General features: G+C 66.2%; 15 protein-coding genes. 3 read left to right on the top strand and 12 right to left on the bottom strand.

Features of this window, described 5'->3' with window-relative positions; genetic code table 11:
• Positions 1-368: 368 nt before the first annotated feature.
• The 4 genes from glmM to KDW55_RS02790 all read right to left on the bottom strand — a co-directional run bounded on the left by glmM (position 369) and on the right by KDW55_RS02790 (position 5,452).
• Positions 369-1,724, bottom strand: a complete 1,356-nt coding sequence (gene glmM / locus KDW55_RS02805; RefSeq protein WP_212159948.1) for a phosphoglucosamine mutase — start codon at positions 1,722-1,724, stop codon at positions 369-371.
• Between the two features lie 33 nt (positions 1,725-1,757).
• Positions 1,758-2,699, bottom strand: a complete 942-nt coding sequence (gene folP / locus KDW55_RS02800) for a dihydropteroate synthase (RefSeq protein ID WP_052111035.1) — start codon at positions 2,697-2,699, stop codon at positions 1,758-1,760.
• Positions 2,700-2,727: 28 nt separating this feature from the next.
• A complete protein-coding gene (gene ftsH, locus KDW55_RS02795) occupies positions 2,728-4,623 on the bottom strand; it encodes an ATP-dependent zinc metalloprotease FtsH (protein WP_040143906.1) in 1,896 nt (631 codons plus the stop codon).
• Between the two features lie 166 nt (positions 4,624-4,789).
• Positions 4,790-5,452, bottom strand: coding sequence for an RlmE family RNA methyltransferase (locus KDW55_RS02790; protein ID WP_059543648.1), 663 nt, complete (start codon positions 5,450-5,452; stop codon positions 4,790-4,792).
• A gap of 194 nt (positions 5,453-5,646) precedes the next feature.
• Between KDW55_RS02790 and KDW55_RS02785 the strand changes: the two genes are divergently transcribed.
• Positions 5,647-6,174 carry a YhbY family RNA-binding protein gene (locus KDW55_RS02785; protein ID WP_059543650.1) on the top strand — a complete coding sequence of 176 codons (528 nt, stop codon included), beginning with the start codon at positions 5,647-5,649 and terminating at the stop codon, positions 6,172-6,174.
• A 68-nt stretch (positions 6,175-6,242) separates the two neighbouring features.
• Here the strand turns inward: KDW55_RS02785 and KDW55_RS02780 are convergent, their stop codons facing one another.
• The 8 genes from KDW55_RS02780 to gloB all read right to left on the bottom strand — a co-directional run bounded on the left by KDW55_RS02780 (position 6,243) and on the right by gloB (position 16,794).
• Positions 6,243-6,701: a DUF4149 domain-containing protein gene (locus KDW55_RS02780; protein WP_040143903.1), complete on the bottom strand. Its 459-nt coding sequence runs from the start codon at positions 6,699-6,701 to the stop codon at positions 6,243-6,245.
• Between the two features lie 14 nt (positions 6,702-6,715).
• Positions 6,716-7,192, bottom strand: coding sequence for a transcription elongation factor GreA (greA, locus tag KDW55_RS02775; protein WP_006476345.1), 477 nt, complete (start codon positions 7,190-7,192; stop codon positions 6,716-6,718).
• Between the two features lie 118 nt (positions 7,193-7,310).
• On the bottom strand, positions 7,311-10,565 hold the full coding sequence (gene carB / locus KDW55_RS02770) for a carbamoyl-phosphate synthase large subunit (protein ID WP_059543653.1): 3,255 nt from the start codon (positions 10,563-10,565) through the stop codon (positions 7,311-7,313).
• Positions 10,566-10,625: 60 nt separating this feature from the next.
• Positions 10,626-11,297 carry a leucine efflux protein LeuE gene (gene leuE / locus KDW55_RS02765; protein WP_212159947.1) on the bottom strand — a complete coding sequence of 224 codons (672 nt, stop codon included), beginning with the start codon at positions 11,295-11,297 and terminating at the stop codon, positions 10,626-10,628.
• Positions 11,298-11,334: 37 nt separating this feature from the next.
• Positions 11,335-12,480: a glutamine-hydrolyzing carbamoyl-phosphate synthase small subunit gene (gene carA, locus KDW55_RS02760; RefSeq protein WP_059544023.1), complete on the bottom strand. Its 1,146-nt coding sequence runs from the start codon at positions 12,478-12,480 to the stop codon at positions 11,335-11,337.
• Positions 12,481-12,840: 360 nt separating this feature from the next.
• Positions 12,841-14,073, bottom strand: coding sequence for an MFS transporter (locus KDW55_RS02755; RefSeq protein WP_212159946.1), 1,233 nt, complete (start codon positions 14,071-14,073; stop codon positions 12,841-12,843).
• A 176-nt stretch (positions 14,074-14,249) separates the two neighbouring features.
• The gene (locus KDW55_RS02750; RefSeq protein ID WP_059543657.1) at positions 14,250-15,836 is read right to left on the bottom strand and encodes a transglycosylase SLT domain-containing protein; all 1,587 of its coding nucleotides are present in this window, start codon (positions 15,834-15,836) and stop codon (positions 14,250-14,252) included.
• Between the two features lie 151 nt (positions 15,837-15,987).
• Positions 15,988-16,794 carry a hydroxyacylglutathione hydrolase gene (gloB, locus tag KDW55_RS02745; RefSeq protein WP_059543659.1) on the bottom strand — a complete coding sequence of 269 codons (807 nt, stop codon included), beginning with the start codon at positions 16,792-16,794 and terminating at the stop codon, positions 15,988-15,990.
• Positions 16,795-16,812: 18 nt separating this feature from the next.
• Between gloB and KDW55_RS02740 the strand changes: the two genes are divergently transcribed.
• Together KDW55_RS02740 and rnhA are read left to right on the top strand one after the other, a co-directional pair.
• Positions 16,813-17,625 carry a class I SAM-dependent methyltransferase gene (locus KDW55_RS02740; protein WP_040143894.1) on the top strand — a complete coding sequence of 271 codons (813 nt, stop codon included), beginning with the start codon at positions 16,813-16,815 and terminating at the stop codon, positions 17,623-17,625.
• A complete protein-coding gene (rnhA, locus tag KDW55_RS02735; protein WP_040143893.1) occupies positions 17,622-18,065 on the top strand; it encodes a ribonuclease HI in 444 nt (147 codons plus the stop codon). The genes KDW55_RS02740 and rnhA overlap by 4 nt, the downstream gene beginning before the upstream one ends.
• Positions 18,066-18,073 lie beyond the last annotated feature (8 nt).

The raw sequence follows: 18,073 nt of genomic DNA, 5'->3' as shown, positions 1-18,073 counted from the left end.
CGTGACAGTAACATGACTGGTTGAAAGGGTATATCCGGCCTCGTGCGGACCGCCGCGCGGCCACGTCAGGCGGGAATGACCGGCAAGAATTGCCGGTCGGACGATGCATCCGCCGCACGCGCGGGCGACCGGACGGAACGTATGCAGATGGCAGTTTGCGGGATACCCGCTTGGTGGGGGAATCGGGATCGGCCGCCGCCGGAGGCATCGTTGCCATGGACGAATTTCCACGCCGAACTGCTCCCCAATTGTGCGCGCAAACCTTTGCGTATGAACAATGACGGCGCCCGCAGGCGCCGTCATCTTGATGCGGCGGACGGCCGGCGCGCACGCGGCGGGATCGACGCGCGGGCCGCCTGTCGTGCCGGTCAGGCCGTCGCCACGCGCACCGCTTCGGCAATCGCTTCCGCATGGCGGGTCGCGTCGGCCGCATGCTGCGCCTCGACCATCACGCGCAGCACCGGCTCGGTGCCCGACGCACGGATCAGCACGCGGCCACGGTCGGCGAGCGCGCTTTCGGCTGCGGCGATCGCCGCGCGAATCGACGCATCGCCCTTCCAGTCGGCGCCCGGCTTCATCCGCACGTTGATCAGCTTCTGCGGGAACAGCGTGACGCCGTCGAGCATCTGCGCGAGCGTGCGGCCGCTGCGTTTGAGCGCGGCGAGCGCGAGCAGCGCCGACACGATGCCGTCGCCGGTCGAATGGCGGTCGAGCGACAGGATGTGCCCCGACCCTTCCGCGCCGAGCTGCCAGCCGCGCTCGCGCAGCTGTTCGAGCACGTAGCGGTCGCCGACTGCCGCCCGCACGAATTGCACGCCCTCGCGCTGCAGCGCGACTTCGACCGCGAGGTTCGTCATCAGCGTGCCGACAGCACCGTCGACCTTGCCGTCGGTCGCGATCCGGTCCTTCACGAGCACATAGAGCAGCTCGTCGCCGTTGAACAGCCGGCCGGTCGAATCGACGACCTGCAGGCGATCCGCGTCGCCGTCGAGCGCGATGCCCAGATCCGCATGGTTCGCACGCACCGCGCGCATCAACGCATCCGGCGCCGTCGCGCCGACGCCGTCGTTGATGTTGAAGCCGTTCGGCGCGACGCCGATCGGGATCACGTCCGCGCCAAGCTCGTGGAACACGTGCGGCGCGATCTGGTATGCGGCGCCATGCGCGCAGTCGATCACGAGCTTCAGGCCGCGCAGGTCGTACGCGGCCGGGAACGTGCTCTTGCAGAACTCGATGTAGCGGCCGGCCGCGTCGTCGAGGCGGCGGGCCTTGCCGAGTCGGTCCGACGACGCGCATTCGAGCGGCTTGTCGAGCCATGCTTCGATCTCGGCCTCGGTATCGTCAGGCAGCTTGTTGCCGTCGGCGGAGAAGAACTTGATCCCGTTGTCCTGATACGGGTTGTGCGATGCGCTGATCACGACACCAGCCGACAGACGCAGCGCGCGTGTCAGGTACGCGACGCCCGGCGTCGGCATCGGGCCGGCGAGCATCACGTCGACGCCTGCCGCCGAGAAGCCGGCTTCGAGCGCGGCCTCGAGCATGTAGCCGGACACGCGCGTGTCCTTGCCGATCAGCACCGTCGGTCGCGCACCCGGCGCGACGTCGGCGGAGCCGGCCAGTACCTTGCCGGCTGCATAGCCGAGACGCAACACGAAATCAGGCGTGATGGGCGCGTCGCCCACCGTGCCGCGAATGCCGTCCGTGCCGAAATATCGACGTCCCATGGCGAACCTTCCTCCTTCGTCTTTCTGACTTGCTTATCGTTGCCGCGCGGCTTCGCGCACGGCATTCCATACTTTCAGCGCATCGACCGTCGCCGCGACGTCGTGCACACGCACGATCGCGGCGCCCCGCTCGACCGCGCACAGCGCGGCCGCCACGCTCGCGGCGACGCGCTCCAACGGCGGCTTGCCGCCGATCACCGCGCCAAGCATCGACTTGCGCGACATGCCCGCAAGAATCGGATAAGCGCGCCCGTCCGGTCGCACGGGCGCCGTATCCGGCAGCGCGGCCAGCAGCGCGTAATTGTCGTCGACCACCGCCTTGCCGAATCCGAAGCCCGGATCGACGCAAATCCGCTCCGGCGCGACGCCCGCGTCGCACAGCGCCTGCGCACGCGCCGCGAGGAAATCGCGCACGTCGGTTACGACGTCGCCGTAGTCGGGTTCGCCGACCTGCATCGTCTGCGGCTCGCCGAGCATGTGCATCGCGCACAGCCCGCTGTTGCCGTCGCGCACGGCGTCGATCGCGCCCGGCTGACGGAACCCCCAGATGTCGTTGATCAGATCCGCGCCCGCGGCGAGCGCTGCCCGCATCACCGCCGGCTTGTACGTGTCGATCGACAGCGGCACGTTCAGCGGCCGCAGCGCTTCGACGAGCGGAATCACGCGCGCGAGTTCTTCGTCGAGCGGCACGGGCGGCGCACCGGGGCGCGTCGATTCGCCACCGATGTCGATCAGGTCGACGCCTTCGGCAATCATGCGCTCCGCCTGGCGCAGCGCATCGTCGCGCGCGAGGAAGCGGCCGCCATCGGAAAACGAATCGGGCGTTGCGTTGAGGATGCCCATTACGAGCGGGCGTTCGAACGTCAGCGAAAAGCGGCCGCACTGCAGCGGCGCGGGAATGTACGCGGGAACAGCGGAATTGGACACGGGCGGGAGGCGTTGATGAATGCAAAACGGGCCGGTGTGAAGCCACACCAGCCCGTGAACGGTACTACAGCGGAGGTCAGGCCGGCGAAGCGGGCGCCGGCGCGTTGCCGGGCTTCACTTCGGCGGTCGTGCCGCCGCCCGACGAATCGCCGCCGATGGCCGGCGAGCTCTTCGGCGAACGCGGCGGACGCCCTTCCATGATGTCGTTGATCTGATCGGCGTCGATCGTCTCCCACTCCATCAGCGCGGCCGTCATTGCTTCGACCTTGTCGCGGTTCTCTTCGAGCAGTCGGCGTGCAAGGTTGTACTGTTCGTCGAGCACGCGGCGGATCTCGCCGTCGACCTTCTGCTGCGTCGCTTCCGAAATCGTGCGCGTGAAGCCGCGGCCGAACGGACCGTTGTCGCTCTCGTCGTCGACGTAGACCATCGGCCCGAGCGCGTCGGTCATGCCGAAGCGCGCCACCATCGCGCGCGCCGTCTGCGTCGCCTTGTTGAAGTCGTCCGACGCGCCGGTGCTGATCAGGTTCAGGAACAGCTCCTCGGCCACGCGGCCGCCGAACAGGATCGCCAGGCGGTCGAGCAGATAGTCCTTCGAATACGTCTCGTTGTCATGCTCCGGCAACTGCCACGTGACGCCCAGCGCGCGACCGCGCGGGATGATCGTGACCTTGTGCACCGGGTCGGCCTTCGGCAGCAGCTTCGCGATCACCGCGTGGCCCGACTCGTGGTAAGCCGTCGCGCGCTTCGCTTCCTCGCGAATGACTGCCGACTTGCGCTCCGGACCCATGAAGATCTTGTCCTTCGCGTCCTCGAAATCCTGCATCTCGACGATGCGCTTGCCGCGGCGGGCGGCGAACAGCGCCGCTTCGTTCACGAGGTTCGCGAGATCGGCGCCCGAGAAGCCCGGCGTGCCGCGTGCGATGACCGCTGCGTCGACGTCGTTCGCGATCGGCACCTTGCGCAGGTGCACGCGCATGATCTGCTCGCGGCCGCGAATGTCCGGCAGGCCGACGTAGACCTGGCGGTCGAAACGGCCCGGACGCAGCAGCGCTTTGTCGAGCACGTCGGAACGGTTGGTCGCGGCGATCACGATCACGCCCGAGTTCGCTTCGAAGCCGTCCATTTCGACGAGCATCTGGTTCAGCGTCTGCTCGCGCTCGTCGTTGCCGCCGCCCATGCCGGCGCCGCGATGGCGGCCGACCGCGTCGATTTCGTCGATGAACACGATGCACGGCGCGTGCTTCTTCGCCTGCTCGAACATGTCGCGCACACGGGCCGCACCGACACCGACGAACATTTCGACGAAGTCCGAACCCGAGATGCTGAAGAACGGCACCTTCGCTTCACCGGCGATCGCGCGGGCGAGCAGCGTCTTGCCGGTACCCGGCGGGCCGACGAGCAGCACGCCGCGCGGAATGCGACCGCCCAGCTTCTGGAATTTCTGCGGGTCGCGCAGGAAGTCGACGAGCTCGGATACCTCTTCCTTCGCTTCGTCGCAGCCGGCGACGTCGGAGAAGTTGACCGCGTTGTTGTTCTCGTCGATCAGCCGCGCGCGCGACTTCCCGAACGAGAATGCGCCGCCTTTGCCGCCTCCCTGCATCTGCCGCATCATGTAGAACCAGAACACGATGATCAGAATCGTCGGCCCCAGGTAGTACAGCGCGGACATCAGCGCGTTCGGCTCGTCATCGGCCTTGCCGCTGACCTGCACGCCGTACTTCATCAGATCGCCGACCATCCAGATGTCGCCCGGCGACACGATCTGGTATTTCTGGCCATCAGCCGGAGTGACGGTGAGGTTGCGCCCCTGCACGACGACGTTCTTGACCTTGCCGTTCTTGGCGTCGTCCATGAACTGCGAATAGGACACACCTTCCTGGACGCGGGGCTTGTCGAACTGCTTGAACACCGTAAACAGCACCAGTGCGATCACCAGCCACACTGCTGCCTTCGAAAACATATTGTTGTTCAAAGCACCACTCCTTCACTCGTAGACGAGCGCCTACATTTTCCTTGCGGCGCTCCTCGGTCATTCTAATCCAGTCCGACCACCCCTGCCATAAGCATTGACAACCGCCGCGATAGCGCTTCGCCTGTCTGGCAAGGGCCGGAGCCCGTTTGCGGCATCCGGCTCCGCGTCACCGCGGATGCTTGAGTTGCCGCCCCAAGATGAACGTTTCGGACGATTTGTCGCGGGACGCCTTGGGCTTGCGTGGTGCGACGACCTTAAACTGCTGTTTGAACTTTTCGACGATCTGGCTGTAGCCGCTGCCATGGAAGCACTTCACCAGCAGCGCGCCGTCCGGTTTCAGGTGATTCTGCGCGAACTCGAGCGCCAGATCGCAGATGTGCTCGATGCGCGCGGCGTCTGCCGACGCCACCCCGGACAGGTTGGGGGCCATGTCGGAAATAACAAGGTCCACCGGGCGCCCTTCCAGTACTTCCTCCAGCTGGTGCAGCACGTCGTCCTCGCGGAAGTCGCCCTGCAGGAAGTGGACGTCGGCGATCGGCTCCATCGGCAGGATGTCGAGCGCGATGATCGTGCCGTCGATGCCGCCTTCGCGCTGCGTGTCGCGCTTCTTGCCCTGCGCGAGCTTGTTGCGGGCATACTGGCTCCAGCTGCCGGGAGCCGCGCCGAGATCGACGATCACCTGGCCCGGACGGATCAGCTTGTCCTGCTCGTCGATTTCCTTCAGCTTGTACGCGGCACGCGCGCGATAGCCCTCCCGCTGCGCCATTTTGACGTACGGGTCGTTGATGTGATCGTGCAGCCAGTGCTGGTTAAAGCGGTTTTTTGCCATTCGAGAGAGAGATTGCTGCTATTTGCTTCGTGAAGCCGTGCTTTTGGCGGATAATACGCGTCTTCTTCGCGCGGCTGCGGCCCCTTTTGAGACCCAAGCCGCGATTTTACGTGGTTTCGGCGCGCGGCTGACGCGGTAACTTCCCGCGATTCGCTTCTGATGCAGCGCGCCCTTATTTAGATTTCGACATTTCCATGCCCGCCCTTTCGCTTTCCCCCGCCGAGCGCTCCGCGCTGCGTTCCCAGGCCCATGCGCTCAAGCCCGTCGTGCTGATCGGCGCCGAAGGGCTGACCGACGCCGTGCTCAAGGAAATCAAGGTGCACCTCGCCGCGCACCAGTTGATCAAGATCCGCGTGTTCGGCGACGAACGCGACGAGCGCGTCGCGATTTACGACGAGATCTGCGACCGCCTCAACGCGGCGCCGATCCAGCACATCGGCAAGCTGCTGGTGATCTGGAAGCCCGAGGCGCCTGCGGCGGCCCCGGCCCGCGGCCGTCGCGCCGGCGCGCTGCCGAGCGCGGCCGAAGCCGCCGACGACCGCAAAGGTCGTGCACCGCGCACGGTGAAGGTCATCAAGGTATCGCCGAACGCAAGCCCCGTGCGCCGCCCGAAGCCGACCAAGGTCGTCGTGCGCGGCAACGAGCGCGTAACCGCGGGCGGCACCGTCAAGCGGGCGAAAAAGCGTCAGGCCAGCACGAAGCGGCCGCATCAGGACAAGTAAGGCCGCCGGCGCGGCACGGGACGCCCCGGGCCGCGCGACGCTGCCGCCACGCAGGCCGCACCGCCCATTCAGGCGTCGCGTGCCGGCAGGCGCCAGATCAGCATCAGCCCCAGCACGCTCTCGACGAGGTAGAACACGCTCGAGACGCCGTGCAGCATCCCGAAGCGGCTCGCATACGGCGAGTTCGCGATATCGGTGCCCGCTTCCATCGCGGCCACCCGCAGCGCGTTCATGAACGGCTGCAGCGCAAAATACCCGACCAGCACGCACGCGACCATCGCCGCGACGATCCAGCGCACGCGCCGGTAGTCGCCGCTGCCGCGCCGCACCTGCTGATTCGACAGCGCGAGCAGCAGCACGCCGCACACCACACCGAGGATCGCCTCGATGCGAAACAGCTGGGCGGCGACCGAACCGGCCGTCATCCGCTCCAGCGTCTTGAACAGCACGGGCGCGACCGCATACCCGATCGTCAGCAGGCTGCCGACCCATACGGCCGACAGCAGACGGAACACGCGATGCGGCATCACGTCGCCCCGCTTCAGATGTAGCTGACCGAGATGATTTCGTATTCGCGCACGCCGCTCGGCGCCTGCACGGCCGCGACGTCGCCTTCGGACTTGCCGATCAGCGCGCGCGCGATCGGCGAGCTGACCGAAATCAGGCCGTGATCGATGTCGGCTTCGTCGTCGCCGACGATCTGGTACTTGACGGTGTCGCCCGACTCGAGATCCTCGAGTTCGACCGTCGCGGCGAACACCACGCGGCCATCCGCGTCGAGCACGGTCGGATCGATGATTTGCGCGGCGGACAGCTTCGATTCGAGTTCCGCGATACGGCCCTCGATAAAGCCCTGCTTTTCTTTCGCTGCGTCGTATTCGGCGTTTTCGGACAGATCGCCCTGTGCGCGGGCCTCCGCGATCGCGTTGATCACGGCCGGCCGCTCGACGGACTTGAGGCGCTGCAATTCATCGCGCAGTTGTTCTGCGCCACGCTTTGTCAACGGAATGGTGCTCATAAACGGCTCAATCGCTAAAAACGGCTATAAAAAAAATCACCGCGATTAAGCGCATTTCCGGCGGACCGGAAACACCGCTTAACCGCGGCACGTGTTGCTTCGACAGGTAACTGACTGCTTAGTTTAGGCGAGCGTGAAGACCTTGTAAATCATAGACTTCCAGATCCTTCAGATAGCGCAGGCCTTCGACGGCCGCACGCGCGCCCGACATCGTCGTGTAGTACGTGACCTTGTGCGCCTGCGCGCTCATCCGGATCGAACGCGAATCGGCGATCGCCTGGCGCGTCTCGTCGACCGTCGTGAACACGAGCGCGATCTCGCCGTTCTTGATCATGTCGACGATGTGCGGACGGCCGTCCTTCACCTTGTTCACGACCTTCACCGGCACGCCGGCCGCTTCGATCGCGGCAGCCGTGCCCTTGGTCGCGACGATCGGGTAGCCGAGGTCGTGCAGCATGCGCGCGACTTCGACCGCCTTCGGCTTGTCGGCGTCCATCACCGTCAGCAGCACCGTGCCCGATTCGGGCAGACGCGAACCGGCCGCGAGCTGCGACTTGAACAGCGCTTCGCCGAACGTGCGGCCGACGCCCATCACTTCGCCGGTCGAACGCATTTCAGGCCCGAGGACTGGATCGACGGTCGGGAACTTGACGAACGGGAACACCGCTTCCTTCACGCTGAAGTACGGCGGCTCCACTTCCTTCGTCACGCCCTGCTGCGCGAGCTTCTGGCCGACCATCGCGCGCGCCGCGATCTTCGCGAGCGGCAGGCTGGTCGCCTTCGATACGTACGGCACCGTACGCGATGCACGCGGGTTCACCTCGAGCACGTAGATGATGTCCTGCTTCGAGCCGTCCGGCTGCGGAACCTGCTGGATCGCGAACTGCACGTTCATCAGGCCGACCACGTTCAGCGCCTTCGCCATCGCACCCGTCTGACGCTTCAGCTCGGCCACGGTTTCCTTCGACAGCGAGTACGGCGGCAGCGAGCATGCCGAGTCGCCCGAGTGGACGCCCGCCTGCTCGATGTGCTCCATCACGCCGCCGATGAACACCGCGTCGCCGTCGCAGATGCAGTCGACGTCGCACTCGATCGCGTCGTTCAGGAAGCGGTCGAGCAGCACCGGCGAATCGTTCGACACCTTCACGGCCTCGCGCATGTAGCGTTCGAGGTCGCGCGGCTCGTGGACGATTTCCATCGCGCGGCCGCCCAGCACGTACGACGGGCGCACGACGAGCGGATAGCCGATTTCGGCCGCCAGCGCGAGCGCTTCGTCTTCGGTGCGCGCGGTGCGGTTCGGCGGCTGGCGCAGGCCGAGGTCCTGCAGCAGCTTCTGGAAGCGTTCGCGGTCTTCCGCCGCGTCGATCATGTCCGGCGACGTACCGATGATCGGCACGCCGTGCGCCTCGAGATCGAGCGCGAGCTTCAGCGGCGTCTGGCCGCCGTACTGGACGATGACGCCGACCGGCTTTTCCTTGTCGACGATTTCGAGCACGTCTTCGAGCGTCAGCGGCTCGAAGTACAGGCGATCGGACGTGTCGTAGTCGGTCGACACCGTTTCCGGGTTGCAGTTGACCATGATCGTCTCATAGCCGTCCTCGCGCATCGCAAGCGCGGCATGCACGCAGCAGTAGTCGAACTCGATACCCTGGCCGATCCGGTTCGGGCCGCCGCCGAGCACCATGATCTTCTTGTTCGTGGTCGGCTGCGCCTCGCACTCTTCCTCGTAGGTCGAGTACATGTACGCCGTCTTCGTCGCGAACTCGGCCGCGCAGGTGTCGACGCGCTTGTAGACGGGGCGCACGTTAAGCTCTACGCGACGCTTGCGGACGTCTTCCGGCGTCGCGCCGAGCAGCTTCGCGAGGCGGCGGTCCGAGAAGCCGCTCTGCTTCAGGAAGCGCAGTTCGTCGAACGTCAGCGACGCGAGCGTGCGACCCGACAGCGCCTTTTCCTTCAGGATGATCTGCTCGATCTGCGCGAGGAACCACGGATCGATCGCGGTTTCCGCGAAGATCTCTTCGGCCGTCATGCCGATGCGGAATGCATCGCCGACGTACCAGATGCGGTCCGGGCCCGGCTCGTGGATCTCGATCGCGATCTCGTCGCGGTCGGTGGACTTCTCGTCGAGGCCGTCGACGCCGACTTCGAGGCCGCGCAGCGCCTTCTGGAACGACTCCTGGAACGTGCGGCCGATCGCCATCACTTCGCCGACCGACTTCATCTGCGTGGTCAGGCGCGAATCGGCTTCACGGAATTTCTCGAACGCGAAACGCGGAATCTTCGTGACGACGTAGTCGATCGTCGGCTCGAACGAGGCCGGCGTCTGGCCGCCGGTGATTTCGTTCTTCAGCTCGTCGAGCGTGTAGCCGACCGCCAGCTTCGCCGCGACCTTCGCGATCGGGAAGCCGGTCGCCTTCGACGCGAGCGCCGACGAACGCGACACGCGCGGGTTCATTTCGATGACGACCATGCGGCCGTCCTTCGGGTTGATCGAGAACTGCACGTTCGAGCCGCCGGTGTCGACGCCGATCTCGCGCAGCACCGCCAGCGATGCGTTGCGCAGGATCTGGTATTCCTTGTCGGTCAGCGTCTGCGCCGGAGCGACGGTGATCGAGTCGCCGGTGTGCACGCCCATCGGGTCCAGGTTTTCGATCGAGCACACGATGATGCAGTTGTCGGCGCGGTCGCGCACGACTTCCATCTCGTATTCCTTCCAGCCGAGCAGCGATTCCTCGATCAGCAGTTCGCGCGTCGGGGACAGGTCGAGGCCGCGCTTGCAGATCTCCTCGAACTCCTCGCGGTTGTACGCGATGCCGCCACCCGAGCCGCCAAGCGTGAACGACGGACGGATCACGACCGGATAGCCGCTGCCGCCGGTGGCCGCCATGATCTCGGCGTGCACCTTCGTCGCTTCTTCCATCGAGTGCGCAATGCCCGACTTCGCGGAGCCGAGACCGATCTTGGTCATCGCGTCCTTGAACTTCTGGCGGTCTTCCGCCTTGTCGATCGCTTCCGGCGACGCGCCGATCAGTTCGACGCCGAACTTCTCGAGCACGCCGTGGTGGTGCAGGTCGAGCGCGCAGTTCAGCGCGGTCTGGCCGCCCATCGTCGGCAGGATCGCGTCGGGGCGCTCCTTCTCGATGATGCGCGCGACGACTTCCCACGTGATCGGCTCGATGTACGTGACGTCGGCCGTATTCGGGTCGGTCATGATCGTCGCCGGGTTGCTGTTCACGAGGATGACCTTGTAGCCCTCTTCACGCAGCGCCTTGCAAGCCTGCGCGCCCGAATAGTCGAACTCGCAAGCCTGGCCGATGATGATCGGGCCGGCGCCGATGATGAGGATGCTATTGATGTCTGTGCGTTTTGGCATGGCTTGTGAATTCAGTAAGTAATCTTTGTCGTGGCGTTGTCGTGGGTCGGCCGGCCGCGCTCAGCTCATCGTTGCGAGCGCAAGCTTCACCGAGAACCCGATGAACAGGCCGCCCACGCTGCTCGCCGCGGCCGCCGCGAGCTTGCGGCGGCGCCGGAAATGCTCGGCGAGGCGCGCGCCCGCGAAGATCAGCGCGCTCAGGTACAGGAAGCTCGCGCATTGCGCGATCGCCCCGAGCACGGCGAACGACAGCGCGGGATGCGGGAATGCCGGGTCGACGAACTGGATGAAGAACGAGATGAAGAACAGGATCGCCTTCGGATTCAGGAGGCTCACGAGCAGCGCCTTGCGGAACGGCCTGTCGAAAGACCGTTCGCCGTCGACCGCTTGCGGCACCTCGGCCGGTGCGTCGCCGCGCGCGCGCAGCTTGCTCCACGCGCCGCGCAGCATCCCGGCGCCGACGTACAGCAGGTACGCGGCGCCGCCGTACTTGACGACGGAGAACAGCAGCGGATTCGCCTTCAGCAGCGACGCGACGCCCGCGGCGGACAGCACCATCAGCACCGTGTCGCCGACGAATACGCCGCAGGCCGCGCGATAGCCGGCCTTCACGCCGCGCTGCGCGGCAAGCGACAGCACGTACATCGAGTTCGGCCCCGGCAGCAGGATGATGAAGACCACGCCGAACACGTAGGTCCAGATATCCGTGATGCCGAGTGCGTGGCCGAACATGATGTGAATCTCCCGTTCTTCGATGACTTCGGTTGCGTCAGGCGGTGCGCTGCTTCGCCGCGTCCATCAGTGCAGTGAAACGGTCGAACAGATAGCCGATATCGTGCGGGCCGGGCGACGCTTCCGGGTGGCCCTGGAAGCAGAATGCCGGCTTGTCGGTCAGTTCGAAACCCTGCAGCGTGCCGTCGAACAGCGACACGTGCGTCACGCGCGCGTTGGCCGGCAGCGAGTCCGCGTCGACCGCGAAGCCGTGGTTCTGCGACGTGATCACCACGCGCCCATCGCCGAGATCCTTCACCGGATGGTTCGCGCCGTGGTGGCCCGTTTTCATCTTCAGCGTCTTCGCGCCAACCGCGAGGCCCATGATCTGGTGGCCGAGGCAGATGCCGAAGGTCGGCACGCCGCGCTCGATGAATTCCTTGGTCGCCGCGATCGCGTAGTCGCACGGCTCCGGGTCGCCGGGGCCGTTCGACAGGAAGATGCCGTCCGGATTCAACGCGAGCGCGTCGGCCGCGCTTGCCTCGGCCGGCAGCACCGTCACGTGGCAGCCGCGCTCCGCGAGCATGCGCAGGATGTTGTACTTGACGCCGAAGTCATACGCGACGACGCGGTACTTCGGGGCTTCCTGCATCCCGTAGCCGCCTTCGAGGCGCCATTCGGTCTGCTTCCATTCGAACGGCTTCGTGGTCGACACGACCTTTGCGAGGTCCATGCCGGCGAGGCCCGGGAACGAGCGCGCGAGTTCGATCGCTTTTTCCGCGTCGTCGGAGCCGGCCAGGATGCAGCCGTTTTGCGCGCCCTTGTCGCGCAGGATGCGGGTCAGCTTGCGGGTGTCGATGCCGGCGATCGCGACGACGCCTTCGTCGCGCAGGTAATCGCCGAGCGTGCGGTCCATGCGGAAGTTCGATGCGAGCGTGGGCAGATCACGAATGATCAGGCCGGCGGCATGGACTTTCGTGGCTTCGACATCTTCGGCGTTCACGCCGTAGTTGCCGATATGCGGATAGGTAAGCGTGACGATCTGGCGCGCGTAACTCGGATCAGTCAGGATTTCCTGATAGCCGGTAATCGCGGTGTTGAACACGACTTCACCGATCGTATGGCCTTCGGCCCCGATCGAATAACCACGAAAGACCGTGCCGTCGGCAAGTGCAAGCAAGGCGGGAGAAAAAGACGGCAACACGGGAGGCTCCTTGGGGAACACCCTGCTGCCGACCTGTTTACCCTGCCGCGCGAGCGCCGCGCTGCGTATGCGCGCGTCGGACGCTAGCTGGACGCGACCTGCGTTGTCGGCACGCGAACCCGGCGCGTGGCGCACGAGGCTGCGCGGCATCGCCCGACAGGCGGCGTGCGGCGGATGAACGGGATGAGTGAGGTAGGCGCTAGGGTGCGAGGTTGATCAGCACAAACTTTCAAATTATAGCCCGAAAATGGCCCTATCTTCAATTGATATGGCCGCCCGATCGCGTACGACGCGCGCGCCGCCACCGCAACCTTGCGCGGCATGCACGGTGCGGCCCCGTTTGCGCGACCGCCCTGCCCGTCAGCGTACCGCCGGATCGGCCGGCTTGCCAGCACCGCGCGCGGGCCACACGTACCACACCGCACTCGCGCACTGCAGCGCGAGCAGCGCGGTCCACGCGGTGACGTGCGCTGCAACCGGATAATGGCCGTCGGTGGCCGGCCAGTGCGACAGCACCGCGCCGATACCGATCTGGAACGCAAAGATCAGCACGAAGATCACGAGCGTGAGCGTCGTATTCGCGCGGCCGATCAACTGGGCCGGAAAGTGCCCGGCCAGCACCGCGTAGGTCAGAATCCCGACGCCGCCGAACATCCCGTACGCTGCCCACAGCACCGCGGGCGGCAGCGGCACGCGCATGACGATCGCCGCTTGCGTGAGCACGAACAGCGCCATGCCGGCGCCGCAGAATGCCTGCACGGACACGCCGCGCCGCTCGAGCATGCGGGCGGCCGCCCCGAAGCCGACGCAGCCGGCCATCATCGCGAAGCCGAGCACCGATACGAGCCGCGCGGCGTGCGGCGCATCGAAGCCCGCGACGTCGCGCAGGTACGGCCCGACCCACAGCGACTGCATCGCGTAGAACACGCCTTGCGTGACGACCGAGAACGACGAGATCTTCCAGAATGCGCGGCTGCTCAGGATGTGCCACGTGCCCTTGAACTGGCTCGCGAGCCCGCCCTGATGGCGCGGCTGCGCGGCTTCCGGCGCGCCGAAGCCGATCGCGGCCGCGACGACGATCGTCAGCGCCGCGAGGCCGCCACAGATTGCGCGCCAGGTCGTCACGCCGAGCAGCCAGGTCAGCGGCGAGCCGACCGCGACGCCGCCGAGGCCGCCGACGGCCATCACCAGACCGTTGACGAGCGGCAGCCGGCCGACCGGGAAATGCTGCGCGAGTGCCTTGAACGCAGCGCCGAGGCACACCGACACACCTGCACCGATCAGCAGCCGCCCGACCATCATCGCGCCGAGGTCGTGCGCGACGCCGAACACCGCGGCGCCAGCCGCCGCGAACAGCAGCATCCCGGCCGCCACGCGGCGCGGGCCGAAATGGTCGAGCAGCACGCCGGCAGGAATCTGCGCGCCGGCGAAGCCAAGGAAATAAAGGCTGGTGAGCAGCCCGAGATCGGCGGCCGACAGCCCGAGCTCGTGCGTGACGAACGGTGCGAAGCCGAGATTGACACCCCGGAACACGTACGACACGAAATAGCCGGCCGCAAACAGCGCGAGCACCCTCAGTTGCACCGACGTCATCGCTCCTCCTCGTTATCGGGACCTGGGCGAGGCAGCGGCGCCCCGCTTCCCGCTGCCGCGCATAAACGAAAACGCCGTCACCTCGGTGACGGCGTTGCTTCGCGTTTCGTCGGATGATATCGCAGCCGAGCGGCCGACGCCGGCCATCAAGCTGCGCTCTCGACTGCGCCGGGTCGTTACTTTTTCTTGCCCTTGTGCGCGGCGGCCTTCGGCGCCGCCTTCGCCGGCGCGGCCTTCGCAGGAGCGGCCTTCGCCGCGCGCGCCGCCGGCTTCGCGGCCGACTGCTTTGCACCGCGGGACTTGCCGCCTACGGACAAGCTCGCACGCTCGATGTGCGCACCGCCGGCCGACGTCGCAATCCGCTCCGGACCCGGTTCGGCCGGCACCGCACGGCCCACCGGCACGTGCAGCACGAGCGCCTGGCCCGGCATCGCCATATCGCGGTGCGTGCGGTTCCACGCCTTCAACTGCGCGACCGAGACGCCGTAGCGGCCCGCCAGTGCAGCCATCGACTGCTTGCGGCGCACGCGGATCAGCATCTTGCGCGTGTCGGGCACGTCGGGCTCCATCGCGAGCACGCCGTTTTCCGCGACGTCCGCGCTGATGTCCTCGTCGTCGTCATCGCCACGCGGCACGACGATCGTCGAGCCCGGCTTCAGGCGCATGCCGGCCGGAATCTTGTTGACCGACATCAGCGTATCGGCGTCGACGCCGATCTTCTCGGCGATCGCAGCCGGACGCGCACGCTCGCTGACCGTGTAGGTAGTCCACGACGACAGCTGGCCGTTGTACGCCTTCAGGTTCTTCTCGAACGCCGCCGCGTTGTCGAACGGCAGCAGGATCTGCGGCTCGGTCGCGCCGAGGATCACCGGCTTCGAAAACGACGGGTTCAGCGAGCGGAACTCGTCGAGCGACAGATTGGCGAGCTTGGCAGCCACCGCCACATCGATGTCGCGGGATGTCGTGACCGTCACGAAATACGGGTGGTTCGGGATGTCCGGCAACGCGAGGCCGAACTGCTGCGGATTCGCGATGATGTTCTTCACCGCCTGCAGCTTCGGCACGTAGTTGCGCGTCTCGTTCGGCATCCGCAGGTTCTGGTAGTCGGTCGGCAGGCCGGCCGCCTGATTGCGCGCGATCGCGCGCTGCACGTTGCCTTCGCCCCAGTTGTACGCGGCGAGCGCCAGATACCAGTCGCCGAACATGTCATGCAGGCGCGACAGGTAATCGAGCGCGGCGCTGGTCGACGCCAGCACGTCGCGGCGCTCGTCCTGCCACATGTTGCGTTTCAGGTTGTACGTGCGGCCCGTGCCCGGCATGAACTGCCACATGCCCGCCGCCTTCGCGACCGACAGCGCCTGCGGGTTGTATGCGGATTCGATGAACGGCAGCAGCGCAAGCTCGGTCGGCATGTGACGCGCCTCGAGCTCCTCGACGATGTGATACAGGTACTTCTGCGAGCGCTCGGTCATGCGTTGCACGTAATCGGGCCGCTGCGTGTACCAGGTCGTCTGCATGTCGACGAGGTCGCTTTGCAGGTCGGGCATCTGGAAGCCGCGACGGATGCGCGCCCACAGATCGGAGTCGGCACTGGTCAGTTCGCCGACCGATTGCTTGTCGACGTCGACGGTTTCTTTGGCGGTGGCTGATTTACGGAGGTAGGCGGACGTCGCCTGCGAATCGGCGGCGTTGTTGGCGACAGGGGCCTGGCTCGCACACGCGGCGAGCAGCAGCACCACCATCGCACTCAATATAAGTCGCATGAAAATCTCGGCTTCCGACGGCTGGAAATTGCAGGCGATACTACGGAAGTGCGTGCTTCACGTCAATAAAAACACCGAAAACTCAGCGAAATCCTACATTTGCAGCAATTTTTACAGACGCCACCTGAGGTTTGGACTCCTCCGGAAAGCGTCATCGGAATCGGTTTTTCCACTCGCGCATCAGCGTGAACGCCGCGAGGCGATCCGGCACCGGTTCATGCAGCTCGGCCTCGAGCGTTGCGCGAATGGCAGCGCTGTCCGAGCGCATGAACGGATTGACGGCGCGCTCGTGCGCGATCGTGGTGGGCAGCGTCGGCTCGCCGCGGGCGCGCAGCGCGTGCGCGTCGTCGCGCCAAGCGGCGAGCGCCGCGTTGCCGGGCTCGCACGCAAGCGCGAAGCGGATGTTCGACAGCGTGTATTCGTGTGCGCAATGCACGCGCGTGTCGCCGGGCAGCGCCGCCAATGCATCGAGCGACGCGAGCATCTGCGCGGGCGTGCCTTCGAACAAACGGCCGCAGCCGCACGAGAACAGCGTGTCGCCGCAGAACACGTGAGGCGTCGCGGCGCCGCGGCCGGCCGCCTGAAAGTAGGCAATATGGCCGCGCGTATGGCCCGGCACGTCGAGCACGTCGAATGCGAGCGCAGGGGCGTCGAGCGTCACGCGATCGCCGCCCGCAAGCGGCTGCGTGACCACGCCGATCGCCTCGGCCGACGGGCCGTATACGGCGAGCGGCACATTGTCCGGTTGGCTATCGCGCAGTGCCGCGACACCGCCGACGTGGTCGGCGTGATGGTGCGTGAGTAAAATAGCGGTCAACCGCCAGCCGCGCTCCGCAAGAACACGGCGTACCGGAGCGGCTTCACCCGGGTCGACGGCGATCGCATCGCGGCCGTCGGAGACAAGCCAGATGTAGTTGTCTTCGAATGCCGGCACCGGCACGTATTCCAGCTCGTTCATGGGCGCGCAATCATCGTTATGTCCGATCGTCAAATTATAGACTGGCCCGCCTGGACCGACTCGCCGCCCGGCCGCTACGTGCTCGGCTGGGAGCAAGCCCAGCTCGACCGGATCGTGTCCGACGTGTTCGGCTTTCACGCGCTGCAGCTCGGGCTGCCGCAGCTCGATGCGCTGCGCGAGAACCGCATGCCGTATCGCGGCCTCGTCCTCGACCCGGCGAGCGGCGCGAGCGCACCGTACCAGTATCCGTGGGCAGGCGACGCGCACGCGAGCACCCATGCGCCGGCCGATCGCAGCACGACGTGGTGCGACCTGCTCGACCTGCCGTTCGAGTCGCAGAGCGTCGACCTGATCGTGATGCCGCACACCCTTGAATTCACGTCGGACCCTCACCGGCTGCTGCGCGAGGCGGAGCGCGTGCTGATGCCGGAAGGCCAGCTCGTGATCACCGGCTTCAACTCGCTGAGCCTGTGGGGAATGCGGCAATCGTTCGGACGCATGGCGAACCGCCCGTTCGTACCGGCCGCGCGCGACCAGATCGCGTTCATCCGGCTGAAGGACTGGATCAAGCTGCTCGGCTTCGATCTCGAGCGCGGCCGCTTCGGCTGCTACCGGCCGCCGCTCGTCACCGACAAGTGGCTGGCCCGCTACGGCTTCATGGAAGCCGCCGGCGACCGCTGGTGGCCGATCTTCGGCGCGGTCTACATGGTGACGGCCGTCAAGCGCGTGCGCGGCATGCGCCTCGTCGGCCCGATCCGGATGAAAAAGCCCGTGCTCGCGCCGGGCCTGACGCCGGCCGCCACCCCGACCACCCATCAAGAAAGTTCATGACCACCGACACCATCGACATCTATACCGACGGCGCCTGCAAGGGCAATCCCGGCCCCGGCGGCTGGGGCGCATTGCTGCGCTACGGCGACCGCGAAAAAGAGCTGTTCGGCGGCGAGCCCAACACGACCAACAACCGCATGGAACTGATGGGCGTGATCGCCGCGCTCGAGGCGCTGAAGCGGCCGTGCCGCGTGATCGTCCATACCGACTCGCAATACGTGCAGAAAGGCATCAGCGAGTGGATTCACGGCTGGAAGAAAAAAGGCTGGGTCACCGCGGCGAAAACGCCGGTGAAGAATGCCGACCTGTGGAAGCGGCTCGATGCGCTCGTCGTCCAGCACGACGTCGAATGGCGTTGGGTGAAGGGTCACGCGGGCCACCCCGAAAACGAACGCGCCGACGCGCTCGCGAATCGCGGCGTCGAATCGCTCGCGGCCTGAATCCGGGC

The sequence above is a fragment of the Burkholderia sp. AU19243 genome (assembly GCF_018148075.1).
Classification (GTDB): domain Bacteria; phylum Pseudomonadota; class Gammaproteobacteria; order Burkholderiales; family Burkholderiaceae; genus Burkholderia; species Burkholderia latens_A.
The sequence above is the reverse complement of the archived record's forward strand: the minus strand, read 5'-3'. Positions and strand labels throughout refer to the sequence as shown.